Consider the following 24355-nt stretch of genomic DNA (forward strand, 5'->3'; position numbering starts at 1 on the left):
TCTGAAGCGATGCTCATTCACGGGACAGCGCCACCACCGGGTCCAGCCGTGCGGCATTGCGGGCCGGCAGATAGCCGAACAGCACGCCCACCAGGGTGGAGCAGGCAAAGGCCGCCACAATGGACGACAGCGAGTAAACCATATTGAAGCTGGCGAGGCGGGCCACCAGCACACCAAGGCCCAGCGACAGGGCCACGCCCAGTGCTCCGCCCAGCAGGCATACCAGCACGGCCTCGATCAAAAACTGCTGCATGATGTCGCGCTGGCGCGCACCCACGGCCATGCACACGCCGATTTCACGGGTCCGCTCGCTCACCGAGACCAGCATGATGTTCATCACGCCAATGCCGCCAACTACCAGCGAAATCACCGCGATCATCGAAACCAGCAATGTCATGGTGGCGGTGGTACTGGCAATGGTCTGGCGGATGCTGTCAGTATTCATCACGAAAAAGTCCTGCGTGCCGTGCCGACGGGTCATCAGCGCCACCAGGCTTTGCTCGGCGGCAGCGGTGGACACATTGTCACTTACCCGCACCGTGAGGGCTTTCAGGTAATCCTGACCCAGCATGCGGTACATCACCGTGCTGTAGGGCAGCCACAGATTGAGGTTTTCGTCGGTGCCGAAGGCGCTTTTCTGGGTTTGCGTCACGGCCACCACCCGGCAGGGCAGCTTGCCCAGCAGGATGACTTTGCCGATAGGGTCGTCGCCATCGGCAAACAGGGCCTTGCGGCTGTTCTCGTCTATCACTACCTGCTGCGCCTGCTGGCTGACCGCCACCGCGTCGAATGGCCGGCCTTGCGCCATGGACACGCCGCGCACGCGGAAATACTGCTCGCCCACGCCCTTCACCTGGGCGGTAACCGCCACATTGCGATAGCGCAGCGTCACGCTGTCGCTGACTTCCGGGGTGACACTGTCGACAAAGGGCTGCTCGGCCAGCACCGTGGCATCACGCGGGGTCAGCGTGTGGATGGCATCGGCCTTGCGGTCGCCAAAATGCTTGCCGGGATAGATATTGATGGTATTGGTACCCAGCGAGCTGATATCGCTGAGAATGCGCTGGCTGGAACCGGTACCCAGCGCCACCACCGACACCACCGAGGCAATGCCGATGATGATGCCCAGCATGGTCAGCGCCGAGCGCAGCCGGTGTGCCATCAGCGCGCGCCAGGCCATGCCGAAGGCCTCGGCAAATTGCTCGCGCAGCAGCCGCCAGCCACTGGCCTGCGGCCGGGAATCGTCTGCTTGTGACGCCATGGGCGCGGCGCTGTCCGCACGGCGCGTGTCGGCCACCAGCTTGCCATCCCCGATCTCGATGATGCGGTCGGCATGCTGCGCCACCTTGCTGTCGTGCGTCACCAGAATGATGGTGTGGCCTTCGGCATGCAGTTCGCGCAGGATGGCCATCACCTGCTGGCCGCTGGCACTGTCCAGTGCGCCGGTGGGTTCGTCGGCCAGAATCACCTTGCCGCCATTCATCAGCGCACGGGCAATGCTCACCCGCTGCTGCTGGCCGCCGGACAACTGTCCCGGCTTGTGCCCGGCACGGTCAGCCAGGCCAAGGCGCGCCAGCAGGCTGGCAGCACGTGCACTGCGCTCGGCTGCCGGGCTGCCCGCATAAACGGCGGGCAATTCGACATTCTGCAGGGCATCCAGCTCGCCCAGCAGATGGTAGCGCTGGAAAATGAAGCCGAAATGTTCACGCCGCAGTGCCGCCAGCTGGTCCGGGGCCATGTCCGCCACGGGCTGACCGGCCACGCGGTAGCTGCCGCGCGAGGGGGCATCCAGACAGCCCAGAATATTCATCAGCGTGGATTTGCCGGAGCCGGAGGCGCCGATGATGGCCACCATCTCACCGGCCTGGATCTGCAGATTGATATTGTCCAGCACGGTGACCGTGTCTTCGCCCGAGACAAAGTCACGACTGACGCCGGACAGTTCCAGCAAGGGGGTGTGCATGATTTACATCCCCATCGGCGGCGGGCCGTTGTGGCCGCTGCTACTGCTGCTGGCGGTGGTGCTGGCCTCACCCACAATCACCTGCTCGCCGGCACGCAGTCCGGACAACACCTGAGCATGCACATTATTGTTCAGGCCAATCTTGACCACTCTCGACTGCACACTGCCATCCGGCTGCAATACCCGCACCGCATAGCGGCCGTCCTTGCCACGTACACCCAGCGCATTGGCCGGAATCGCCAGCACGGCATGCGCCTGGCTGAGTACCACGCTGACCTGCGCTGTCATGTTGATGCGCAGCTTGTGGCCCGGATTGGGCACATCAAACAGGCCGTAATAATAAATGGCGGTCGAGGACGAACTGCTGGAACTGCTGCTGGTGGAGGTGCTGCTGGTACTGGTGCTGTCACTGGAATCGCTATACGACTGCGGTGCCGGGTCAATCGAACGCAAGCGCGCCTGATAGCGCCGGTCCGGCTCGCCCAGAATGGTGAAGTACACCGGCAGGCCGGGTTTCACCCGCACCACATCCCCTTCCGAGATTTCCGCCTTTACTGTCACCGTATCCAGCTGCGCCAGCTTGACCATCGTCGGCGTGGACTGACTGGCATTCACCGTCTGCCCTTCCTCCACCGGCAAGGCCACCACCACGCCGTCTATCGGGGCAAGAATGCGGGTGTAACCCAGATTCAGCTGGGCGGTTTTCAGGCTGATGCGCGCCTGCTGCAATTGCGCCTGCAACTGCTCTGCATCCGCGCTTGCACCATCCAGCGTGGCTTTGGCGCTGTCATAGCTTTCCTGTGAGGTAGCCTGCTGGCCCAGCATCTGCTGCTGGCGGGCAAAGTCCTGACGCGCTTTCAGCAAGGCGGCCAGCTTGGATTTGAGCTGGGACTGATAGCTGCTGACCGAGGCCTGGGCATCTTCCAGCGAGTTTTCCTGGGTACGCGGGTCGATTTCCGCCAGCAAATCACCTTTTTTCACACTCTGGCCCAAGGCCACCTTGAGTGATTTCACCTGGCCAGACACCTGGGCACCGACACTGACTTCACGCAGCGCCTTGATGGTGCCCGTGGCCAGTACGGTATCTTCCAGATCCATATTGCTGACCGTGGCGGTCAGATAGTGATTCACAGGCGGGCGGGGATACAGCAGATAAGCGGCAACAGCCAGCAGCAAACCGGTGACAATCAGCAGGCTGCGTCGATGCAATGCAATGAAACGGGGCATGAAGGGACAAGAATGCTTTCTGTTTTGATACCGAAGTATCCGGCTTTGCCCCCTGCCTCGCGGTTAATGCACTGTAAATTGATGTTAATTCCGGTAAAGCCGGTTCCGGCCAATAAATAGCCGGTTTCCGCCAGCATTTTTGGCAAAACCCGTACTACAGGGTAAAGTATGCCGCACTCATGCCAGCCGCTACCTGTTGCGCAACAGGCATGGCCCCCCTTACCCCATTGCATACAGGCTTCACATGCAACCGGCTCCTCGCCTTCGACATTTGCTTTTGGCCCTGACCGCCCTCTGGATCAGCCTGTTCTGTTCACTGGTCATGGCCGCCCAGCCTGCCGCCCACAACTGGCTGGCTGCTCACCGCAACTGGCGGGTGGGCGTGGTGCTGCAAGCGCCTTATGCCCAGCTCAACCCGCGCAGCCATTTACTGGAAGGGGCCGATGTCGAAGTGATGGTGCTGCTGGCCGGCAAGATGGATGTCAGCCTGAGCTGGCGTACCTTCAGCAACCAGCAGGCACTGGACCGTGCGGTGGAAAATGGCGAAGTCGATATCTCCCCTGGCATGTTGCAAACGCCAGCCAGCCTGCATCACTGGCTGTTCTCCCAACCCTACCTGCGGGTGCCGCACAAGATTGTCGGCTTCCCGGACGGCAGCGGCAATGCGGTAGACCTGGACCGGCTGTCGCTCAGCGAGCGGCTGGCGCTGGACGCCAATAGCGATGCACTGCGCTTTGTGCGACGCAATTACCCGGAGCTGCCGCGGGTAGAGGTAGCCAGTGACCGTGCTGCGCTGCAAACCGTACAGCAGCAATATGCCGAATATGCCATCGTGGATGAGGCACAGCTGGCCACCTTGCTGAAGGAACCTGAATTCTCGCGCCTGGCCGTGGTGGGCGACCTGGGCTACACCCACTTGCTGCGCATTGCGGTGCGGCGCGACTGGCCCGAGCTGCCGCCGGTGCTGGACCGCCAGCTGCAGGACATCCCCGGCATCCGCATGGAGCAGCTGTATGCGCGCTGGATGCTGCCCAGCTACCCGCGCCTGATCGACTCGCTGAGCTTCTGGCACCGCACCAGCCTCGCCTTGTTGCTGGCCGCCCTGCTGCTGGCCGGCCTGTTCGGCCACCAGCGGCGACAACGGCGCTGGGCGGAAAAACGCCTGCTGGCGGCAAGAATGGAACTGGAAGCGCGGGATCTGGCCGAGGAATCGCTGCGCCTCACCCAGTTTTCCATCGACAACAGTACGGTGGGCATTCTGTGGGTGAACTGGGACGGGCGCATCCAGTACGCCAACCGCGCGGTGGAGAGCATGCTGGGCTATCCGACCGAGCAGCTGCTCAGCCTGTCCCTGCCGGAATTGCAACCCTCGCTGGACAATAGTAGCTGGCTGGACTTGTGGAACCAGCTGCGCGGCAGCAAGGCCTTGAGCAGTTTTGAAACCACCAGCCTGAAAGCCGACGGTCAGGTACTGCCGGTGGGCGTCACCCTGAGCTTCCTCAAGTTTGGCCGCACCGAATATCTGGTAGTGTATCTGAATGACATTACCGAGCGCCAGAAAGCCCGCGCCGCGCTGGAAGAAAGCGAAGCCCGCTTCAAGGGCATGGCCAGCAATGTGCCGGGCATGGTGTTCCGGCTGGAGCGCCCGGCTGCCGAGCACCCGGTGCGGCTGGCTTTTGTCAGCGATGCCAGCCAGGCCATGCTGGGTTACAGCCCGCTGGACCTGGTATGCATGCCGGAAGGCTGGCAGGACGTGGTGGCCAGCGAGGACCGCAGCAGCTACCAGCAAGCCTGGCAGGATGCCGCCGCACACAACCGCAACCTGGCCTGGCAGGGCCGCATGCAGCATCAGAACGGGCAATTGCGCTGGGTGGACATCAAGGCCACCGTGCGCTGCTTTGATGATGGCCACGTGGTGTGGGACGGCATTGTCTGGGATATCTCGGCCAACAAGCACAACGAACTGCAACTGGCGGAATCGCGTGGCTTGCTGCGCAGCCTGTCTGCCCATCTGGAGTCGGTGCGTGAAGAAGAAAAAGCCCGCATCGCCCGCGAAGTACACGACGAGCTGGGCCAGATTCTTACCGTATTGCGGCTGGAAACCTCGATGTGCGAACTGAGCTTCGGCCAGCAGGACAGCAAGCTGGCCGAACGCCTGCAGGCGATGAAAAAGCTGATCGAGCAGACTTTCCAGATCGTGCGTGACGTGGCAACTGCACTGCGCCCACCGGTGCTGGATGCCGGCATCGGCTCGGCCATCGAATGGCAGGCGCGGCGTTTTGAAAAACGCAGCGGCATTCCCTGCCTGGTATCGGTGCCGGACAGCCCCATCGCCCTGAGCGATGCGCGCGCCATCGGCGTGTTCCGCATCCTGCAAGAAGCACTCACCAATGTATTGCGTCACGCCGAGGCCAGCACAGTCAGCGTGGGGCTGACCTGCCAGCAGGACATCATCACCTTGAGCATTGCCGACGACGGCAAGGGTTTCGACCCGCAAGCCCATCGCCAGCTGCGCTCCTTTGGCCTGGTAGGCATCCGCGAGCGGGTGCTGCTGCTGGGCGGCAAACTGGATATCGACAGTCAACCGGAACAGGGCTGTACCCTGACCATCCGCCTGCCGGTTGAAGAAGGAAGGGAAATCGCATGATTCGCGTCATCATTGCCGAAGATCATAAAATCGTCCGCGAAGGCATCAAGCAACTGATTTCGCTGGCCGAAGACATCAGCGTGGTGGGCGAAGCCACCAATGGCACCCAGTTGCTGGAACAACTGCGCCAAACCAGTGCCGATGTGTTGCTGCTGGACATCTCCATGCCCGGCACCAACGGGCTGGAAACCATTCCGCGCATCCGCGCACTGGACAATCCACCCGCCATCCTGATGCTGTCCATGCACGACGAAGTGCAGATTGCCGCCCGCGCCCTGAAGGCCGGAGCCGCCGGCTACAGCACCAAGGACAGCGACCCGGCCCTGCTGCTGACCGCCATTCGCAAGGTGGCCAGCGGCGGCCGCTACATCGACCCGCAGCTGGCCGACCGCATGGTGTTTGAAGTCGGCCTGACCGACTCACGCCCGGCGCACACCCAGTTGTCCGAACGCGAATACCAGGTGTTCGAGCGCCTGGTGCACGGCACCAACGTCAACGAAATTGCCCAGCAGCTGAACATCAGCGCCAAGACTGTCAGCACCCACAAGGTGCGGCTGATGCAAAAGCTGCAAGCCCATTCGGTGGCCGACATGGTGCGCTACGCCATCGACCACAAGCTGATCTGAGGCTGATTGGTGCAAGGCCGTGCCAGCGACAGCCAAAACCCTGTCCCGCGGCGCGCCATTGCGCTACCCTAGCCGGCTTTGTTCAACCACATACTGCCCTGCCGTTTCATGCGCATTCAGCAACTCCAGCAAACCCTGAGCGATCTTGGTGCTCGCCCCTGTCACATCGGCCGTATCAACCGCGCCTGGCTGCAAGGCCTGGCGCTGGATCACGGCACCCGTCACCAGCAAAGCGAGCATTATTTTCCGCTGGCGGTGCGGCAGGGCCTGCCCGCCATCAGTGCGCAGCTGGAAGCGCTGGCACGCATCCACACCCGTCATGAGGCGGCGGATGCCTCACAACGGCTGCTGGTGGAGCTGGCCGATGGCCAGATGGTGGAAAGCGTGCTGCTGCCACGTGACGGGCTGTGTGTTTCCAGCCAGGTTGGCTGTGCCGTGGGTTGCACCTTCTGCATGACGGGCAAATCCGGCTTGCTGCGCCAGCTGGGCAGCGCGGAAATTGTCGCCCAGGTGGTGCTGGCACGGCGCATCCGCCCGGTAAAAAAAGTGGTGTTCATGGGCATGGGCGAACCGGCCCACAATCTGGACAACGTGCTGGAAGCCATCGACTTTCTGGGGCGTGAAGGCAATATCGCGCACAAAAACCTGGTGTTCTCCACGGTGGGCGACCCACGGGTATTCGAGCGCCTGCCCGCCATGCAGGTTAAGCCGGCGCTGGCACTGTCCTTGCACACCACGCGGGGCGACTTGCGCGCCAGCCTGCTGCCGCGCGCACCGCGCATCAGTCCGGCGGAACTGGTGGACATGGGCGAGCGCTATGCCCGCCAGGTGGGCTACCCCATCCAGTATCAGTGGACGCTGCTCAAGGGCATCAACGACAGCCAGCAGGAGATGGACGCTTCCATCGCCCTGCTCAAGGGCAAATATGGCGTGCTGAACCTGATTCCGTACAACAGCATGGAAGGCGACAGCTTCCAGCGTCCGGATGACGCACATATCCGCCACATGAAGCACTATCTGCACGCCCATGGTGTGCTGACCAAGATTCGCGATTCTGCCGGGCAGGATATCGACGGCGGCTGTGGCCAGTTGCGCGCCCGCGCAGCGGATGTCATCGATACCAGCCGCTTGCGCCGGCGTCAGGGCCAAACCGGCTGAGAGATTTCATTGGCACGATAATTATCCTTCTTGTTAGAATGGTTATTTGCCGGACAATATCCCGTCCGGTTAAACAGAACAGCAAGAAAGAACCAGCGTGCGGCTCCGTTTCGAACAATGGCGTGATTTTCTCGATATAGATGCAGACAGCGTCAATACGCTGCGTGAGTTTTCGGGCTTGATCCGCCCGCATATGGACGTGCTGATGGATGCGGTCTATGCCTACATCCGGGCCAATGCCGCAGCCAGTGCCACCTTCAGCGACGAAGCCGCCCTGCAACGTGCCCGCGCGCACCAGCAGCATCACTGGCTGGAGCATGTGTTTGCCGGCAATTTCAATCAGGACTACCTGGAAGCCACGCTGGCCATCGGCCACACCCACCAGCGACTGGGCGTGGACCTGCGGTTTTATTCCGGTGCCTACGTGGTGGTGCTCAACCAGCTGGTGCAACTGCTGGACAGGCTGGTGCAGGATGCCGCCACCCGCAGCCGTTACCTGACTGCCATCAATCGCGCAATTTTCCTCGACATGGGTCTGGCTACCTATGCCTATTACGACACCCTGCTCAATGCGCTGGAAGACATGGCACAGGAAGTCACCCTCAGCCTGGCCCGCGCCGGCGAATACCGTGACAACGAAACCGGCAAGCACATCACCCGCATGAGCAAGATGTGCGAGCAGATGGCACTGGCACTGGGCAAGGACGCCACCTGGGCGCATGCACTGCGCATGGCCAGCCCGCTGCATGATGTGGGCAAGATCGGCGTGCCGGACCGCATCCTGCTCAAGCCCGGCCGCCTGGACGAGGAAGAATTCCAGATCATGCGCGAACACCCGCGCATTGGTGGCACCATCATTCCAGAGCATCCGGCACTGGTAATCCGCATGGCACGGCGCATTGCCCTCACCCATCACGAAAAATGGGATGGCAGCGGCTACCCCGCCGGCCTGTGTGGCGAGGAAATTCCGCTGGAAGGCCGCATTGCCGCCATTTGCGACGTTTACGACGCCCTGGTATCCTCCCGCCCCTACAAACCGGCCTGGACCCAACAGGCTGCGCTGGACTACCTGCGACAGGAAAGCGGCTATCACTTCGACCCGCAACTGGTAGAAACCTTCTTGCGCATCGTGCCGGAGGTCGATGCCATCCAGCGGCGCTACGCCGAGGAAACCGCCTGAGCACGGCTGGCCGCGAACTCATCCGGCCAGCCCAGTTCCTTGGTACGGCCCTCGTCTCTTGCCAGCATGGACAAACTGGAATCCATTCAAAACCCACCATGCAAAACATCAGCAAGTCATTGTATTAAAACAATTAAATACAAAAACAAAGGCCATGCACGGACGATAGCCTGTCGCCATCCACCCCATAGCATTTTCAAAATTCTGATCAGCAGCCCCCATCCCTAGACTGAGTGTCCCTACAACTCTCAGGACTTTCGTGATGAAGCCAACAACACATTGCCTGCTGCTTGGTGTCAGCCTGGGCCTGCTGCTGGGCCTGCCTGCCACAGCCAGCACACTGACCCGTGACAATGGCGCGCCGGTAGGCGACAACCAGAACTCGCAAACTGCCGGCCCCAACGGCCCGGTGCTGCTGCAAGACGTGCAACTGGTGCAGAAGCTGCAACGTTTCGACCGCGAACGCATTCCGGAGCGCGTAGTGCATGCACGTGGCGCAGCTGCTTATGGGGTGTTTGAAGCCAGCGCTGACATCAGTGCATTGTCTCGTGCCAAGGTGTTTGCCAAGGGCAGCAAGACCCCGGTATTTGTCCGTTTCTCCACCGTGATTCACGGTCTGCACTCGCCGGAAACCCTGCGCGACCCGCGCGGCTTTGCCACCAAGTTCTATACCAGCGAGGGTAACTGGGATCTGGTGGGCAATAACCTGCCGGTGTTCTTCATCCGTGATGCAATCAAGTTTCCCGACATGGTGCACTCGCTGAAACCGGCTCCGGACACCAATCTGCAAGACCCGAACCGCTTTTTCGACTTCTTCTCGCACCAGCCGGAAGCCACCCACATGTTGACCCGGCTGTACTCGGACTACGGCATCCCCAAGGGCTATCAGTTCATGGATGGCAATAGCGTGCACGCCTGGAAGCTGGTGAACAATGCAGGCAAATACGTCTACGTCAAATTCCACTGGGCCAGCCGTCAGGGCCAGCACAACCTCACCATGCAGGAAGCTGCTGCCATCCAGGCGCATGACTTCAACCATGCCAGCCGCAGCCTGCTGGAGGCGATCAAGCGCAAGCAATACCCGCAGTGGGACTTGTTCATCCAGGTGATGCAGCCGGAGGACATGGCAAAGCTGGACTTCAACCCGCTGGATGCCACCAAGATCTGGCCGGGCATTCCGGAACAGAAAATCGGCACCATGACGCTGAACCGCCTGCCGGAAAACGTGTTCCAGGAAACCGAGCAAAGTGCCTTTGCCCCGTCCAACCTGGTGCCCGGCATCGAGCCATCAGAAGACCGCCTGCTGCAAGGCCGCATCTTTGCCTATGCCGACACCCAGCTGCACCGGGTGGGAACCAACGGCCTGCAACTGCCGGTCAACCGTCCGCAAGTGAAGGTAGAAAACAATAATCAGGACGGCGCCATGAACGAGGTTCAGCGCAGTGGTAATGTCAATTACGAACCCAGCCGTTTCAGCCCGCTGAAGCAGGACCCGGCAGCACGCAGCAGCCAGTTGCCGCTTGGCGGCAGCACCCAGCAGGCGGGTATTGGCAAAACGCAGAACTTCCGCCAGGCCGGTGAGTTCTATCGCAGCCTGAGCAAGCAGGACCAGGCCCGGCTGATTGCCAATCTGGCTGCGGACCTGGGCCAGGTGCGTAACGAGACTACCCGCAACACCATGCTGTCCTATTTCTACAAGGCCGACAGCGGCTATGGCCAGGCCATCAGCAAGGCGCTGAATGCCAATGTGGCCGAAGTGGCCCGGCTTGCCAAAACCTTGCAGGACTGAAGCGCGCAAGCACAAGCAACTGGCGGCAGTGTCATGACATCGCTATAGTCCTTGCATGATTCTGCTGCGTACCCCGCTGCTGGAGCTGGCCCGCATCACAGCCAGCGCCAGCGGCTTTCCCCGCCACACCCATGACGAATACGTCATCAGCGCCAATCTCGGAGGGCAGGAGCAGGTATGGCTGGAAGGCGAAAGCTTTGTCGTCAGCCCGGACATGCTCACCATCTACCCGCCGCAAGCGGTGCAATCCAGCCACAGCCTGAGCGATGCCGGCTGGGACTGCCTGTCGTTGTATGTCGACCCGGCAGCCTTCGGCCAACTGTTCGACTGCCCGCCTCCCGATTTGCCCAGCCATCTGCAACAACCGGTGTTTGCCAGGCAGCTCAAGCATATTGCCCGGCTGGAAGCCAGCTTGCGCGAGGAGGCCATCGTGCAGTTGCTGCAAGGTTTGCTCGATCTGCGCGCCACTTCTCTCCCCCGTCCCGACAGCAGCACCAGCCAGCTGGTACAGCACGTACGCCAGCGCTTGCTGGATGACCTGTCGGTGGGGACGCACCTGCAACAGCTGGCCGATGCAGCCGGGGTGACATCGGCTCATCTGGTACGCCGCTTCCAGCAGGCCACCGGCCTGCCACCGCTCGCCTGGCAGATGCAACAGCGCATGGCACTGGCGCGACGCCTGCTGCGTGCCGGAAGGCCCATCATCGACGTGGCGCTGGCCACCGGTTTTGCCGATCAGGCCCATTTCAGCAAGGCGTTCAGCCGTTTTTGCGGCATATCGCCCGGCCGCTACCGCCAGATCAATTTTTGACAAGACGCCACGCAAACGGCCCCGTATCATCGGGGCTGTTTTTTTATTTCGTACGGATTTGTCGTCATGCTGGCCATTGCCACCAAGGGTTTTTTGCTTTCCATCTCGCTGTGTCTGGACATTGGCATCGTCAATGCCGCGCTGATCAACACCGGCCTGCGCAAGGGGCTGCGCCCGGCCTTGCTGATGGGGCTGGGTTCCTGTTTTGGTGACTTGTTCTATGCCCTGCTGTCCTTGCTGGGCATGTCGCTGCTGTTCAGCTTCACCCCGGTGCGCTGGGTGATGTGGCTGGGAGGCGGCGCAGTATTACTGTGGCTGGCCTGGAAAATGACGCGTGCCGCCTGGCGGGAATTCCACCAGCCCAGCAGCCATGCTGCAAGCCAGGCCGAAGACGGTGCACCGCGCAGCAGTCAGGCCGAGTTCTGGCGCGGCCTGTTGATGGCACTGGCCTCACCCTCCTCCTTGCTGTGGTTTGCCGCCGTTGGCGGCAGCATCATCGCCCAGTCCACCGACGGCAGCTCGCTGTCGGCCAGCGTGTTTCTCAGTGGCTTTTTCCTGGGCGGCGTGGTGTGGTCGTCTTTTCTCGCCTGGCTGGCCAGTCACGGCCAGAAGCTGGTTGGCCACCGCCTGCTGCTGTACTGCAATGCCGCTTCTGCCGCGCTGTTTGCCTATCTGGCACTGGGCGTCATCGTCAACGGCTACCAGACCTTGCTATAGGCTGTATCAGCCAGCGGTGACCGACAGCGCGGACAGCCCGACACCACCGGCACGCGCCACGCGGATTTGCACCGCAATCCGCTCCTTCATGCCTTCCACGTGGCTGATCACACCTATCATCTTGCCGCTGGCATTGAGGCTGTCGAGCGCATCCAGCGCAATTTCCAGCGTTTCGGCATCCAGCGTGCCAAAGCCCTCATCCAGAAACAGCGAGTCGATGGAGGTTTTGTGGCTGACCAGGTCGGAAAGCGCCAGTGCCAGTGCCAGACTGACCAGAAAACTCTCGCCGCCTGACAGGGTGCGGGTGTCGCGGCTGACATCGGCCTGCCAGCTGTCGACGATTTCCAGTTCCAGTTCACCCTCAGCCTTGCGCCGCAGCTGATAGCGCCCATGCAGGCGTGCCAGCTGGCGATTGGCCAGATACACCAGGTGGTCCAGCGTCAGGCCCTGGGCAAAGCGGCGGAACTTGTCACCCTTGGCTGAGCCGATCAGCCCATCCAGCCGCTGCCACAACTCGCAGTCCTGCTGCTGCCGGTCGATTTGTGCCAGCAAGTGCTGCAGACCGGCCCGGCGGGCTGCGTCTCCATCCAGCAAGGCCTGCCAGGCCCCGGCTTGTCCGCTCAGTTGCTGGCGCTCGGCATCCAGCGCAGCCAGTTGTGCTTCCAGCTCAGCCGCCGTCAGCGGGCTGAGCGGCGTGGCCGCCAATACCTGCAACTGCGACTGCGCCGCTTGCAGCAAGGCCTCGGCCTGCTGCACCGCCTTGTCCAGTTGTTGTTGCAGGCTTTGCAGCACAGTGCGTTGTTCTGCGCTCAGGCAGGCTGCAACAAAATCCGCCTCGCTGGCAAAGCGGCTATGTTGCAAAGCCTGCTGCCACTGGCTGGCATCCTGTTGCAGCTGAAGCTGCTGCTCGGCCATATCCTGCTGCAATTGCTGGCACTGCCCCTGGCGCTGCGCCAGTGCGGCGGCCAGCGCAGTACGCTGTTGCAGGCAGTGTTCCAGCGCCGCTGCCGGGTCGGCTTGCTGTGCAGGCAAGGTCATGTCGGGCAATGCCAGCTGCTGCCACCACTGTTGCCAGTGCTGCTGCTGGGTCAGGGCCTGGCTGTGCTGCTCTTCCAGCCGGGCCAGTTGCTGCTCCAGCTGCTGCATGTCGCTCTGCTGCTGTTGCCAGTGCTGCCATTGCTGCTGACGCGCATCCAGCCAGGCATCGACATCCTCTGGCATGGCATGGCCAGCGTCGGCCAGGGCTTGTTGCAACTGCTGCTGCAAGGCAAGGTGCTGACGCTGAAGATCAGCCAGCGCAGATTCCGCCTGCTGACATTGCTGCTGCATGGCTTGTCTTGCCTGTTGCAACAGGGCCAGCTCGGCCTGGGCTGCCTGGAATTGCTGCTGGCGCTGCTGACTGTCTTGCACCGCCTGTTGCCAGCGCAGGGCGGCGGCTTCGGCTTGCTGCATGGCTTGTTCGGCCTGTTGCAGCTGCTGCATCGCCTGCGCCACACCGGCCTGCAGACGGGCTGGCTGTTGCCAGTCATCCGCAAGCAAGGCCAGCGAAGCTGCCAGCGTCTGCCACTGCTGCAAAGCCAGTTGCTGCCGTTCCTGTTGCGCTTGCCATTGCTGCTGCAAGCTGGCCAGCTGTTGCTGCGCAGTGCTCAGCCGCAAACTGGCCTGTTGACCTTCCGCCTGTACTGTTTCCAGCTTGGCCTGGATTTCAGCCACGCCCTGACGGGCCGTCGACGCATCAGCCGCCTGATAACTTTCCACCAGCGGGTGGTGTTCCGACCCACACAGGGGACAGGGCTGGCCGGGCTGCAACTGGGCGCGCTGCGCCTCCAGCCCCTGGATGCGCAATTCCATTTCCAGCAGGCGCTGGCGGTCAAGCAGCTGTTCCTGTAGCTGACGGTATTGCGCACGCAGTGCAGTCAGGGTCTGTTCGTATTCCGGCAACAGTGCCTGCCTGCTGGCCATGTCCTGCTGCAGGGTGGCCAGCACCTGCTCTCCTTGCTGCAACTGCCCGGCAAATTGCTCGGCCTGTTGCCAGCCTTGTAACGTTTGCCCGGCCTGCTGCCAGTGCTGGCGCAGTGTTGGCAAGTCTGCCGGCTGGGCCGCCGCTGCTGCCGCTTCTGCCTGTATGGCAGCCTGCGCACTGGCTTCGGCCTGCGCGCAAAGCTGTTGCTGTTGGTCAATTTTCTGCTGCTGGCTGACCATGGCCACTTGCAAATGGCCGTGTTCTTGCCCGGCCTGCACCACGCGCTGTTGCAACTGGCTTAGCTGGCCAAACTGGCTGCGCCACAAGGGCAGCTGACTACCCAGGCTGGCCAGCTGCGGTGCGGACTGTTGCCGGGCCTGCCATTGCTGCCAGCGCAAGCGGCCTTGTTGCAGCTTCTGCTGCAAGCTGTCGACCAGTGAGCCGGCATGACACAAACCATCCCAGTTCAGTTGCTGCCATTGCTGCTGATCCTGTTGCAGCGCTTCTTCCTGTGTATTCAGGCTGCTGCGGATCTGCTCCAGCCGCTGCTGTCTGCTCTGCCATTGCTGGTATAGCGGAAGTATCTGACTGGCAGCCTCGCCATCTGCCAATTGCTGGCGCTGCCCGGCTGCGGCCTGCTGTGCCTCGCGGGCGGTATCCAGCTGCTGACTGGCGCTCTGCGCCTGTTCTTCCAGCTTGGCCAGCTGGCGACGCCAGTCCAGTGCCTGCACCAGCTTTTGTTGCTGCACCGCCAGTTGCTGCTGCTGTTGCTGTGCGTTTGCCAGCTGTTGCTGCATGCTGTTGCGCTCGATTTCATCCAGCAGATCGACCGCTCCAGCCTGGGTCTGCAATTGTTGCAGGGCCTGGCGGCTGTCCCTTGCCTGTTCGAATACGCGGCGCGACAGCTCGCCGTATAGCTCGGTGCCGGTCAGTTCCTCCAGCAATTCGGCCCGCTCATTCGGGCTGGCATTGAGAAAGGCGGCAAAACCACCCTGTGCCAGCAGCATGGATTTGGTAAAGCGGGCGAAATCCAGCCCTGTAATGGCGGCAATCCGTTTGAGCTTTTCGTTGCTGTGGGTAGTGATGATGGTGCCATCGGCCTCGGCCAGTTCCACCCGTGCTGCCTGCAAGGCGCCATCCGCCTTGTCGCGGGCGCGGCGCTGGCTCCAGAACGCTCGATAGGCCTTGCCCTTGACCTCGAACTCCACCTCCGCCAGGCAATCGGCAGTATGGCGGGTCATGATGTCGTTGCTGCTGGCCGATATGGTCTTCAGTCGCGGGGTTTCGTGGTACAGCGCCAGGCAGATGGCATCCAGCAAGGTGGATTTGCCTGCGCCGGTGGGGCCGGTAATGGCAAACAGCCCGTTATCCCGGAATGGCGGGCGGGTGAAGTCGATTTTCCACTCGCCTTGCAGCGAGTTAAGGTTTTTCAGCCGCAGGATAAGGATTTTCATGCCTGCTCCTCCTGCAGCTGCTGCAATACTTGCCGATAACGCTGGCGTAATGCCTCGGCCATTGGCGCTTCCATTTCTTCCAGCTGCAAGCGGCGTTCAAACACTTCCTGCGGGCTCAGTTCGTCCAGTGTGCTGCGTTCGGATTGCATGCTGACGGCTTGCTGGCTGCGGGCACGGCGCAGGCGCAGCAGCTCGGCAGGCTGTCCGTCCAGCATGGCCTGGATACGGCCTTGCAGGTCAGAGAGGTAATCATCTCCCTCTACCGTAATTTCCAGCCACAGGTGCTGGTCGGCAGCCAGCCCGGCCAGGGCTTGCGGTATGGCCTGCTGCAACTGCGCCAGCGTACCGCGCAGGCTGGCCAGCGGCTGGAAGCATGGCACCGGTAGCGCGGTGATGTTGAGCTCTGCCCTCGCACCGGTTTCTATCAGCAGCATTTGCTTGTCCTGACCCAGCTCATCAAAACTCAATGGCAAGGGCGAGCCGCTGTAACGGATATGTGCATGGCCACCTACCGGTTGCGGGCGGTGGATATGCCCCAGCGCGATGTAGTCGAACGGCGGGAAGGCATTGGTGGGGAAGGCATCCAGCGCGCCGACGTAAATGTCCCGCACCGATTCGCTGCTGCTGGCCCCCACGGTAGTCAGATGGCCGCTGGCGAGAATGGGCAGTTGCAGCCCCAGCGCTTCGCAGTGCTCACGGGCCAGCTGGTACAGGGCCTGATAATGCGCGGCAATGGCTTGTTGCAAGCTCAGCTGTTTTTCCTCGGCACTCTGGCCAGCCTGGCTTTGCAATACATCACGGGCGCGGATGAAGGGCACCGCGCACAGCAGAGCCGCAGGATTACCTGCGGCATCATGCAGGGTAATCAGCTGGCGCGACAGGTCGTCCTGTACTGCCGGAATGACGGTGCAACCCAGATAGGCCAGCAAGGGACGGCTTTCCTCCAGCGTGGCCACCGAGTCATGATTGCCGCCCAGCAGGATCAGCCGGCAGTGCGCATCATGCAGGCGCACCACCAGCTGGTTGTAGAGTTCCCGTGCATAACTGGGTGGCGCGCCGGTATCGAAAATGTCGCCCGCCAGCAGTACTGCATCCACAGCCTGTTGCTGTACTTGCTGCAACAGCCAGTCGATCAGTGCCTGATGTTCGGCCTGACGGCTGCGGCCCATGAAATGCTGGCCCAGATGCCAGTCCGAAGTGTGAAGAATGCGCATGCCATCGCTCTTGCCGGAAAACAGCGCATTCTAGCAAGAGCCGCCGCAACACGCGCGGCTCTTGTCCTGCCCGCTCAGTTGGCCGGAGTCTGATCCGGTGCATTTTCCTCAGCGGGAGCGGCAGCCGGTGCTGCTGCCTGAGGTGCAGTTGCCGCCGGATTTCCACCCAGCAAGCCTGCCATGGACGGCAGCGGGTGACCATTGAGCACTGCGCCATCCCGGTTGAAGCTGAAGTCGGCACTCAGGCGCTGCCCGTTATCACTCAGCCATCCCTGCTGCACCGCGCTTGAGATGCTGGCATCCATCATCTGGGCGGTCCGGGCGGTGTCGGCACTGCCGGCGGCTTGCCCAGCCAGCTCGTTAAGCAGGCCGCGATCCAGCTGCATGGCTGCCCTGCCGCTCAGGCGGTCGCGCAGCAGTGGCAGAATGCTTTGCGCGGTCTGCACCCCGGTCAGCATGCCATTGCCATCAAAGCGCAGTTCCAGGCTGCCATGCAGTCCGCCCTTGTCGGTCTGGAAGCCAAACTGGTCGATCCGGAAGGCAGGAGAACTAGCCAGCAGGCTGCTGGCACTGTCCAGCAATGCCTGTGCGCTGGCCTGCTGCATGGCTAGCGCATCCGTATTACCGGGGTTGGCATAGAGCTGATTGGCCTTGCTCTGCCAGTCGGCATAACCCTGCTTGTTGATGTTGGCATAAGAGAAGTCCATCCGGGCATCCTTGATGGCAAAGGCATGGTTGATCGGCCCCAGCTGCCCTTTTTCCGCCCGGCTGTGATACAGCATGTCCACCAGACTGCCCTTGTCCTGCATGGCGGCATCCAGCGACAAGCCATTCAGCCGCAGCACCGAATTATTGTCGACCAGCAGCTCCATGGACTCCAGCTTTTGCTGTGCATCCATCTGCCAGCTGTCCTTGACCGATGCCATGGCGGCCTGATGTCCATCCGCCTGCAAATTGCCCAGCACCAGCTGTACCACGCCACCGGCACCAGTGGGTACGGCCACGCGCAAGGTGGCGCCAGCCATGTTCATCCTGTACTGCATGGGTTTGCCGTCTTCAGTCTGGATGGTGGCCAGCAGTTTGCGCAGATCCAGTGCATTGCCATCCGGGCTGGCCCAATGCAGCTCATCCGCTTTGAGCGTGGTGTCGGTGCGACCGAAGAAGGTCTTGATGCTCCACGCTTCGATGGCCAGGGGATTACCACTATTATTGCCGCTGGCATCCAGCGGGGTGATGGTGTAGTCGGTACGTGCCCAGCGTTGCAGGGGAATGGCAAACTGGTTCACCTTGTAATCCACGGCAAACCGCAGCGTCTGGCCAGCCAGCGGCAGGCTGTAGCTCACACGGGCACTGGAGCCGAACCAGCCACGGTCGTAATGATCCACCTTCACTGTCCATGGCATCAGTTTGTTTTGCTGCAGGCTGTCGATATCATTGCGGATCTTGTCTTCGGTACGTACACCCACGATGCCGGGCAGCACCAGCACCCAGCCCAGCACCAGTCCTGTAGCAGCCAAAGCTGCCAGTTTTGTCGTTTTCATCTACTCCCCTTCATGCTTTACCCTGTCAGCCAAACATGCATAAAGAATAGTAAATAATTTAAAAATGAGGCGCACAAACAAAGAATTCATGATGAAAGACAATAATCAGCGACAACAGCATGGCTGGTGGCAGGCACAGGCTGCAAACCAGCAACCACTTCCAACCGGAAATAAACGCATGAAGCCTGCACATCGCGTGATATGTCTTGGCCTGCTTGTCCTGAGCCTCAACGCAGCCGCCGACACTACCCTCCAAAGCCCGACCACAACCATGACGACCGAAGTTGCGTTTGCTCCCGATCCGGCGGCATTGCAGCTGGTACTCAAGGGCATTGCGCAAGCCCGGCGCTCCATCCACCTGGCTGCATACGTCTTCACCAGCAAACCGGTGGCCACCGCCTTGCTGGAAGCAAAACGACGCGGCGTGGAAGTTGCGGTGGTGGCCGACATGCAGGAAAACCAGCGCCAGTACAGCGCAACGCGCTATCTGGCCAATCAGCAGCTTCCAGTAAGACTAAACGGGAAATACGCGATTTTGCATGACAAGTTCATGATTATTGACCAGCAGCATGTGCAGACCGGCAGCTTCAACTACACTGCCTCGGCCGCCAGCAAGAATGCTGAAAACGTGCTGATCATCTGGAATGCACCGGCATTGGCTGCGCGCTACGAATCACAATGGCAGCGCCTGTGGCAGGAGGGAGAACCCCTGGCCGCTGCCGACCCCGCTCCGCGCTAAGCGGCAGTCAGTGCTGCCAGCAACTGAGTGGAATGACAGACCTGGCAGTATTCACCATGCAGATTGGCCAAAGACATGGCATGCACTTCATCGGCTGTACGCCAGTTGCCGGCCCAATCGTTTCGGCCAAATGTAAAACAGGCATCTTCAGGCAGATACACGCGATAGCCCAGATTACCCGCCATGCGCACGGTGGCTTCCACCGAGTTACTGGTGGCCACCCCGACAACAATCAGGGTATTGCAAGCCATCTGCTGCAAACGCGCATGCAGGTCGGTACCGATAAACGCCGAGTTGGTTTGCTTGGCCAGCACCCACTCCTCCGGCAGCGGAATGACTTCGGGCTTGAAGGCATGACCGGCCTGACCTGGCCGATAGGTGGAGCTATCCTCTTGCGAGTCGTGCCGCACATGGCAAAGCGGGCGCCTCTGTTGGCGCCATGCCGACAACAATGCGCCGGCAACAGTTTCTGCCTGCGGGTTGTTACGCGGGCCCCAGCTGGGGTCATCCACCGCACATTGCAGATCGACCAGCAGTAACAGGCTGTTGTCAGGAATAAGTAATGGCTGCATGCAATACTCCACCGGAATTGATTGCCCAGCTTAACAGCTCCAGCCTTTGGCAAAGCCGCATGCATGACAAATTCACGGCCGCAGTCCATGAAAAAACCCACCGGACCGTAAGTCGGGTGGGTTTTTCAGCAGCCGAAGCACCGGGCTTCAGCCATCACACAGGCAAAGCCCGTGAATTACTGCGGCTGTACGTTGGTAGCAGCCGGGCCTTTTTGGCCAGCAGCTTTAACGTAGCTTACTTTCTGACCGTCTTGCAGCGACTTGAAGCCGTCTACCTTGATTTCGGAGAAATGTACGAACAGGTCGTCGCCGCCTGCATCCGGAGTGATAAAGCCAAAGCCTTTGGCGTCATTGAAAAACTTAACGGTGCCGGTTTCCATGATATATCCCTGACATAAAAAAACATTAAAAACAGAGCAAATGCTCAAACAACAAGAACTTCAAGGGATAGATATTTGAACAATTAGGCACTCGGGAAGGAGGGACACCACTGTAACGAAATAGGCACAACGCTTGAAATCCTGCACGACCGTTATACGCACCTCACAGCCATCGGTCAAACACTATCTGACAAATCAGCAAAATAAATTACGGTACGGTAAATATCCATTCATACCATTTGGCCGTTTCAGAAGGACTGCAGCATGCTGGCTGCCGCTTTTTACCAATGTCATCCCGGCAATAAAACCCGCCCTGCCATCGCTGTCACATCACCTGGCTCACGGCCGCCCGCGGCGGCAGGCAGTAGCCTGACTAGGCCATGCAAAAATTTTTACCGGGGGCTTGACGCTGAAAATGAGCCTCGCTATCATGCCGATCTCTTTTGGAGGGGTTACCCCAGCGGTCAACGGGTCCGGACTGTAAATCCGGCGGCTCAGCCTTCGAAGGTTCGAATCCTTCTCCCTCCACCAGTATTCCCAAAAGGCCCGACATTGCGTTCGGGCCTTTTGCATGCCGTCTGCAGCGGCACCATCCAGCGGGAGACACAGCCATGGCCAACAAGAACGGCAAAGCAGGCAAACCCAACACTGCCCAGGGCGTACGTCTGGCCGAACAAAAACGCTTCCAGCGTACTGAAGAAGCCTGCCGCCGCATCATGGACCAGCTGTTTGCCATGCAGCGTGCCAACCGTTTTACCGAAGGCGAGCTGGCAGAAAAATACGCTGTGATGGCCGGCATCCACTATCGCAAAGTCCGCAATGGCAAGGTGCTGGGTCCGGCCGATTTCAATGCCGCGGTGGAAGTGTGCACGGCGGCGCGGCGCTGCCTGCAGCAACTGGATGCCAGCCTGCAGTTTGACCAGTTGCCGGACAGTACCGGCCTGCAGCAAATATTGCCGCTGATTGATGGCGTGCTGGCCGATTACCAGCAACTGAAAGCTGGTCGCCAGCCCTGATGCTCAGGGCAGCTGCCGCTTGAGCAAGGCAGCCAGCTCTCCCCGCGCAGCCAGCGCCTGCAAACCCTTGTCCAGTTGCTGACGCAGCAATTCCGCCCCCGGCATGCGGCGCGAAATCATGAATGAAGCTTCCACCGCCAGCCTGCCCGGCAGCGGGCGCAGCACCAGCGGCGGCAGTTGATCCGGCTGCAACACGCCCAGCCGCAACAAACCCTGCCACACCTCCCGGTACTCGACAAAACCACGGCAATGCCCGGCGCGCAATTTGCGCAGCAGGTCCGGATAATTGGCCGAGCCCCGATCCACCTCCTGCGCACGCAAGCCGAAGGCCTGATAATTGAAACCGTTCAGACCACACCATGGCAGCCGGTCGCTACCTGCCAGCATGGGCTGCATGGTCAGGCTCACCGGATGCAATTGCAGATAAGGGCGGGTGAACAGGAACTGACTCTCGCGCGCAGGCGCACGGCTCGCCGCCATCACGATCTGCACCTGACTACCCTGCTCGGCCAGCGCCAGGCAACGGGCAAACGGCATCAGCCGGATTTGCAGGCCGGCCTCCGGCCCCAGGATGGTGCGCAGCACATCCGGAGAAAAGCCCTGCACATCCGCAGCGGATGCAAGCTGGTAAGACGACGGCGGCCATTGATTATCTCCACCACAAGCCACCACTGCCGCCTCTGCTGGCAGCACGAACATCAGGCATGGCCAGACGCTGCTGATGCACTGCATTACGGTTGTGAATGCACGTTTCATCCTGGGGCACACACCTCTTCAAGCGGACAGACTAGCAAGATACCATTAACACAACTGTCATTTCGATACGGAAAAGCATGAGAACCCCTCAGGATCTGTACCAGCTGCTGGATACAAAAGCCATCCACTACCAGCGTTTTGATCACCCTGCCGTCTTTACCTGTGCAGAAGCCAGCACACTGGCACCGATACCCGGCAGTCTGGCCAGCAAGAACCTGTTTCTCAAGGCTGGCAAAACCGGGCGTTACTTGCTGCTGTGCCTGCCTGCCAGCGCAAGGCTGGACCTCAAAGCCCTGGGTGAATTGCTGGCCATCAAGAACCTTGGGTTTGCCTCAGCCGAGCGGCTGCTGGCCACACTGGGACTGACACCGGGCGCCGTCAGCCTGCTGGCTGTCGTCAACGACAGCGCCGGGCTGGTTGACGTCATTATTGATGAGGCCGTAACCCAGCATGACACGGTGCTTTGCCACCCGCTGGTCAATACCAGCACGCTGGCCATCAACACTGGCGATTTGCTGCGTTTTCTCGATAGCAGCCACCACCCGGCCCGTGTGATGCAGCTACCCTGCCTGCCAGCCTAGGCCGCGCAGAAGAGGCATCAAGCAATGAAAAAGGCTGCCTGCACCACCGACAGAAGGTCGGCAGCACAGGCAGCCCGGCTGAGTCGCATGCGGCTCAGTGCATTACTTACACACCGGCCTCGTGAGCCTGCACATCGGCATGGTAGCTGGAGCGCACCATGGCACCGACTGCCGCGTGAGCAAAGCCCATTTCATAGGCCTTTTCTTCGAACATCTTGAAGGTGTCGGGGTGGACGTAGCGCAATACCGGCAAGTGACCGTCGGACGGTTGCAGGTACTGACCAATGGTAAGCATGTCCACATTGTGGGCACGCAGGTCGCGCATCACTTCGAGGATTTCCTCGTCGGTCTCACCCAGGCCCACCATCAGGCCAGACTTGGTGCGCACTTCCGGATTCTTGGCCTTGTAGTCCTTGAGCAACTGCAAGGAATGCGCGTAGTCGGCGCCGGGACGGGCCTGCTTGTACAGGCGCGGCACGGTTTCCAGATTGTGGTTCATCACATCCGGCGGGGTGGTGGTGAGAATGTCCACCGCAATATCCAGACGGCCACGGAAGTCCGGCACCAGGGTTTCGATCTGGGTACCTGGCGATGCGGCACGTACCGCGCTGATGCAGTCGGCAAAGTGCTGGGCACCGCCGTCACGCAGGTCATCGCGGTCCACCGAAGTCACCACCACATACTTCAGGCGCATGGCGGCCACGCTCTCGGCCAGGTGCTTGGGCTCGTTTTCGTCCAGCGGGTTCGGGCGGCCATGACCCACGTCGCAGAAGGGGCAGCGACGGGTGCAGATATCACCCATGATCATGAAGGTGGCCGTACCCTTGCTGAAACACTCGCCGATATTCGGGCAGGTGGCTTCTTCGCACACGGTATGCAGCTTCTGGTCGCGCAGAATCTGCTTGATTTCATGAAAACGCTGACCGGTGGGCAGCTTGGCGCGAATCCACTCCGGCTTTTTCAGCTTTTCATCCAGCGGCACGATCTTGATGGGAATACGTGCGGTTTTGGCGGCGCCTTTATGCTTGACCCCTGCCTCGTTATCCAACTTCATGCTGTCTCCTTCACCACGGTCAGGTGTTTTTCCAGCTGGGGCAGCAGCAGCTCGGCCACTTGCGCCAGGGTTTTATCCACCCCCAAATCCTTCATTTGCGTCACCCTGAGGCCTTCGTAGCCACAGGGGTTGATCCAGCCAAACGGCGTCAGGTCCATGTCCACATTCAGTGACAGGCCGTGATAGACCGCGCCGTTCTTGATACGCAGGCCCAGCGAGGCAATCTTGGCACCGTCCACATACACGCCCGGCGCATTCACGTCGCCATTGGCGGTAATGCCCTGCCCGGCCAGCATGTCGATGACCGACTGCTCGATGCGGCGCACCAGTTCGCGCACGCCAATATGCATGCGCTTGAAATCAATCAGCAGATACACCACCAGCTGGCCGGGGCCATGATAGGTAACCTGACCGCCACGGTCGGTCTTCACCACCGGGATGTCGGTCAGGCGCAGCAGGTGTTCCGGCTTGCCCGCCAGCCCTTGCGTGTATACCGGATGGTGCTCCACCACCCACAGCTCATCCGGCGTTTCGGCCGTGCGGGTATCGGTAAAGGCCTGCATGGCCCGCCAGGTGGGTTCATAGTCCACCAGGCCCAAATGCTTGATCAGACGCTGCACGCGCTTGGCTCCACGTTGGTTTAAAGCACCATCTTGACCATGGGATGGCCAGTGAGCGACAGGTAGATATTATCCAGCTGCTGGCGCGAGGTGGCATTCACGGTAATGGTGAGCGCGTAGAAACGTCCACCCGAGCTTTCCCGCAGGGTGACATCGTGCTCGGCCAGGTCGGGCGCGTGCACACGCACCACTTCGGTCATGGTGACGACAAATTCGTCGTGACGCTCACCCATCACCTTCAAAGGGAAGCGACAGGGAAATTCAATGATTTCCTGCTTTTCAGTACTGTTTTCAGCCATGTTCAACTCGATTCTGCAAAGGCAAAAGGCCCGCATCACCCGATGCAG

General features: G+C 60.8%; 21 protein-coding genes and 1 tRNA gene. 11 read left to right on the forward strand and 11 right to left on the reverse strand.

Annotation, left to right across the window (positions count from 1 at the left end):
• Positions 1-13: 13 nt before the first annotated feature.
• Positions 14-1963, reverse strand: a complete 1950-nt coding sequence (locus DKK66_RS17540) for a MacB family efflux pump subunit (protein ID WP_131360138.1) — start codon at positions 1961-1963, stop codon at positions 14-16.
• Positions 1964-1966: 3 nt separating this feature from the next.
• Entirely contained in the window at positions 1967-3190 is a 1224-nt protein-coding gene (locus DKK66_RS17545) for an efflux RND transporter periplasmic adaptor subunit (RefSeq protein WP_131360140.1), read from the reverse strand.
• A 277-nt stretch (positions 3191-3467) separates the two neighbouring features.
• Between DKK66_RS17545 and DKK66_RS17550 the strand changes: the two genes are divergently transcribed.
• The 7 genes from DKK66_RS17550 to DKK66_RS17580 all read left to right on the forward strand — a co-directional run bounded on the left by DKK66_RS17550 (position 3468) and on the right by DKK66_RS17580 (position 12118).
• A complete protein-coding gene (locus tag DKK66_RS17550) occupies positions 3468-5837 on the forward strand; it encodes a PAS domain S-box protein (protein ID WP_207389805.1) in 2370 nt (789 codons plus the stop codon).
• Complete coding sequence (locus DKK66_RS17555) at positions 5834-6463, forward strand: response regulator transcription factor (protein WP_045844818.1); 630 nt, start codon at positions 5834-5836, stop codon at positions 6461-6463. The genes DKK66_RS17550 and DKK66_RS17555 overlap by 4 nt, the downstream gene beginning before the upstream one ends.
• A gap of 108 nt (positions 6464-6571) precedes the next feature.
• Complete coding sequence (locus tag DKK66_RS17560; RefSeq protein WP_131360142.1) at positions 6572-7621, forward strand: RNA methyltransferase; 1050 nt, start codon at positions 6572-6574, stop codon at positions 7619-7621.
• Between the two features lie 97 nt (positions 7622-7718).
• Complete coding sequence (locus DKK66_RS17565; RefSeq protein ID WP_207389806.1) at positions 7719-8801, forward strand: HD domain-containing phosphohydrolase; 1083 nt, start codon at positions 7719-7721, stop codon at positions 8799-8801.
• Between the two features lie 262 nt (positions 8802-9063).
• Positions 9064-10590 (forward strand): catalase, encoded by a 1527-nt coding sequence (locus DKK66_RS17570; RefSeq protein ID WP_131360144.1) that lies wholly within the window; start codon positions 9064-9066, stop codon positions 10588-10590.
• A 55-nt stretch (positions 10591-10645) separates the two neighbouring features.
• On the forward strand, positions 10646-11401 hold the full coding sequence (locus tag DKK66_RS17575; RefSeq protein WP_131360147.1) for an AraC family transcriptional regulator: 756 nt from the start codon (positions 10646-10648) through the stop codon (positions 11399-11401).
• 66 nt (positions 11402-11467) lie between these two features.
• Positions 11468-12118: a LysE family translocator gene (locus DKK66_RS17580; protein ID WP_131360149.1), complete on the forward strand. Its 651-nt coding sequence runs from the start codon at positions 11468-11470 to the stop codon at positions 12116-12118.
• 6 nt (positions 12119-12124) lie between these two features.
• Here the strand turns inward: DKK66_RS17580 and DKK66_RS17585 are convergent, their stop codons facing one another.
• From DKK66_RS17585 to DKK66_RS17595, 3 genes are all read right to left on the reverse strand, one after another.
• A complete protein-coding gene (locus DKK66_RS17585) occupies positions 12125-15535 on the reverse strand; it encodes an AAA family ATPase (protein ID WP_131360151.1) in 3411 nt (1136 codons plus the stop codon).
• Positions 15532-16749, reverse strand: a complete 1218-nt coding sequence (gene sbcD / locus DKK66_RS17590) for an exonuclease subunit SbcD (protein WP_131360153.1) — start codon at positions 16747-16749, stop codon at positions 15532-15534. Before sbcD ends, DKK66_RS17585 begins: the two co-directional genes overlap by 4 nt.
• Positions 16750-16823: 74 nt before the next feature.
• The gene (locus tag DKK66_RS17595) at positions 16824-18290 is read right to left on the reverse strand and encodes a DUF945 family protein (protein ID WP_131360155.1); all 1467 of its coding nucleotides are present in this window, start codon (positions 18288-18290) and stop codon (positions 16824-16826) included.
• Between the two features lie 88 nt (positions 18291-18378).
• Between DKK66_RS17595 and DKK66_RS17600 the strand changes: the two genes are divergently transcribed.
• Entirely contained in the window at positions 18379-19029 is a 651-nt protein-coding gene (locus DKK66_RS17600; protein WP_207389807.1) for a phospholipase D family protein, read from the forward strand.
• On the opposite strand, the gene DKK66_RS17605 is transcribed toward DKK66_RS17600, so the two are convergent.
• Both DKK66_RS17605 and DKK66_RS17610 read right to left on the reverse strand, forming a co-directional pair.
• On the reverse strand, positions 19026-19601 hold the full coding sequence (locus DKK66_RS17605; RefSeq protein ID WP_131360157.1) for a cysteine hydrolase family protein: 576 nt from the start codon (positions 19599-19601) through the stop codon (positions 19026-19028). The genes DKK66_RS17600 and DKK66_RS17605 overlap by 4 nt on opposite strands.
• A 176-nt stretch (positions 19602-19777) precedes the next feature.
• Positions 19778-19981 carry a cold-shock protein gene (locus DKK66_RS17610; protein WP_045844829.1) on the reverse strand — a complete coding sequence of 68 codons (204 nt, stop codon included), beginning with the start codon at positions 19979-19981 and terminating at the stop codon, positions 19778-19780.
• Between the two features lie 445 nt (positions 19982-20426).
• Between DKK66_RS17610 and DKK66_RS17615 the strand changes: the two genes are divergently transcribed.
• A tRNA-Tyr gene (locus DKK66_RS17615) sits at positions 20427-20512 on the forward strand.
• An 80-nt stretch (positions 20513-20592) separates the two neighbouring features.
• The gene (locus tag DKK66_RS17620; RefSeq protein ID WP_131360159.1) at positions 20593-20997 is read left to right on the forward strand and encodes a hypothetical protein; all 405 of its coding nucleotides are present in this window, start codon (positions 20593-20595) and stop codon (positions 20995-20997) included.
• Between the two features lie 3 nt (positions 20998-21000).
• Here DKK66_RS17620 and DKK66_RS17625 read toward each other — a convergent pair whose 3' ends face one another.
• The gene (locus DKK66_RS17625) at positions 21001-21696 is read right to left on the reverse strand and encodes an ABC transporter substrate-binding protein (RefSeq protein ID WP_165494218.1); all 696 of its coding nucleotides are present in this window, start codon (positions 21694-21696) and stop codon (positions 21001-21003) included.
• Between the two features lie 134 nt (positions 21697-21830).
• On the opposite strand from DKK66_RS17625, the gene DKK66_RS17630 reads away from it, so the two are divergent.
• On the forward strand, positions 21831-22334 hold the full coding sequence (locus DKK66_RS17630; RefSeq protein WP_131360163.1) for a prolyl-tRNA synthetase associated domain-containing protein: 504 nt from the start codon (positions 21831-21833) through the stop codon (positions 22332-22334).
• 106 nt (positions 22335-22440) lie between these two features.
• Here DKK66_RS17630 and lipA read toward each other — a convergent pair whose 3' ends face one another.
• Genes lipA through DKK66_RS17645 form a run of 3 tightly spaced genes read right to left on the reverse strand, consistent with a single transcriptional unit; the run spans position 22441 to position 24307 of the window.
• Entirely contained in the window at positions 22441-23388 is a 948-nt protein-coding gene (lipA, locus tag DKK66_RS17635) for a lipoyl synthase (RefSeq protein WP_045844835.1), read from the reverse strand.
• Complete coding sequence (gene lipB, locus DKK66_RS17640) at positions 23385-24008, reverse strand: lipoyl(octanoyl) transferase LipB (protein WP_045844836.1); 624 nt, start codon at positions 24006-24008, stop codon at positions 23385-23387. Before lipB ends, lipA begins: the two co-directional genes overlap by 4 nt.
• Positions 24009-24028: 20 nt before the next feature.
• Positions 24029-24307 (reverse strand): YbeD family protein, encoded by a 279-nt coding sequence (locus DKK66_RS17645; protein ID WP_045844888.1) that lies wholly within the window; start codon positions 24305-24307, stop codon positions 24029-24031.
• Positions 24308-24355: the final 48 nt, after the last annotated feature.

The organism is Aquitalea sp. USM4, assembly GCF_004328945.1.
GTDB lineage: Bacteria > Pseudomonadota > Gammaproteobacteria > Burkholderiales > Chromobacteriaceae > Aquitalea > Aquitalea pelogenes.

Excerpts from the sequence above, each read along its gene's own strand:
- DKK66_RS17540 (WP_131360138.1), bottom strand. The coding sequence starts at position 1,963 with ATGCACACCCCCTTGCTGGAACTGTCCGGCGTCAGTCGTGACTTTGTC.
- DKK66_RS17545 (WP_131360140.1), bottom strand. The coding sequence starts at position 3,190 with ATGCCCCGTTTCATTGCATTGCATCGACGCAGCCTGCTGATTGTCACC.
- DKK66_RS17555 (WP_045844818.1), top strand. The coding sequence starts at position 5,834 with ATGATTCGCGTCATCATTGCCGAAGATCATAAAATCGTCCGCGAAGGC.
- DKK66_RS17560 (WP_131360142.1), top strand. The coding sequence starts at position 6,572 with ATGCGCATTCAGCAACTCCAGCAAACCCTGAGCGATCTTGGTGCTCGC.
- DKK66_RS17570 (WP_131360144.1), top strand. The coding sequence starts at position 9,064 with ATGAAGCCAACAACACATTGCCTGCTGCTTGGTGTCAGCCTGGGCCTG.
- DKK66_RS17575 (WP_131360147.1), top strand. The coding sequence starts at position 10,646 with ATGATTCTGCTGCGTACCCCGCTGCTGGAGCTGGCCCGCATCACAGCC.
- DKK66_RS17580 (WP_131360149.1), top strand. The coding sequence starts at position 11,468 with ATGCTGGCCATTGCCACCAAGGGTTTTTTGCTTTCCATCTCGCTGTGT.
- DKK66_RS17585 (WP_131360151.1), bottom strand. The coding sequence starts at position 15,535 with ATGAAAATCCTTATCCTGCGGCTGAAAAACCTTAACTCGCTGCAAGGC.
- sbcD (WP_131360153.1), bottom strand. The coding sequence starts at position 16,749 with ATGCGCATTCTTCACACTTCGGACTGGCATCTGGGCCAGCATTTCATG.
- DKK66_RS17595 (WP_131360155.1), bottom strand. The coding sequence starts at position 18,290 with ATGAAAACGACAAAACTGGCAGCTTTGGCTGCTACAGGACTGGTGCTG.
- DKK66_RS17600 (WP_207389807.1), top strand. The coding sequence starts at position 18,379 with ATGATGAAAGACAATAATCAGCGACAACAGCATGGCTGGTGGCAGGCA.
- DKK66_RS17605 (WP_131360157.1), bottom strand. The coding sequence starts at position 19,601 with ATGCAGCCATTACTTATTCCTGACAACAGCCTGTTACTGCTGGTCGAT.
- DKK66_RS17610 (WP_045844829.1), bottom strand. The coding sequence starts at position 19,981 with ATGGAAACCGGCACCGTTAAGTTTTTCAATGACGCCAAAGGCTTTGGC.
- DKK66_RS17620 (WP_131360159.1), top strand. The coding sequence starts at position 20,593 with ATGGCCAACAAGAACGGCAAAGCAGGCAAACCCAACACTGCCCAGGGC.
- DKK66_RS17625 (WP_165494218.1), bottom strand. The coding sequence starts at position 21,696 with ATGTTCGTGCTGCCAGCAGAGGCGGCAGTGGTGGCTTGTGGTGGAGAT.
- DKK66_RS17630 (WP_131360163.1), top strand. The coding sequence starts at position 21,831 with ATGAGAACCCCTCAGGATCTGTACCAGCTGCTGGATACAAAAGCCATC.
- lipA (WP_045844835.1), bottom strand. The coding sequence starts at position 23,388 with ATGAAGTTGGATAACGAGGCAGGGGTCAAGCATAAAGGCGCCGCCAAA.
- DKK66_RS17645 (WP_045844888.1), bottom strand. The coding sequence starts at position 24,307 with ATGGCTGAAAACAGTACTGAAAAGCAGGAAATCATTGAATTTCCCTGT.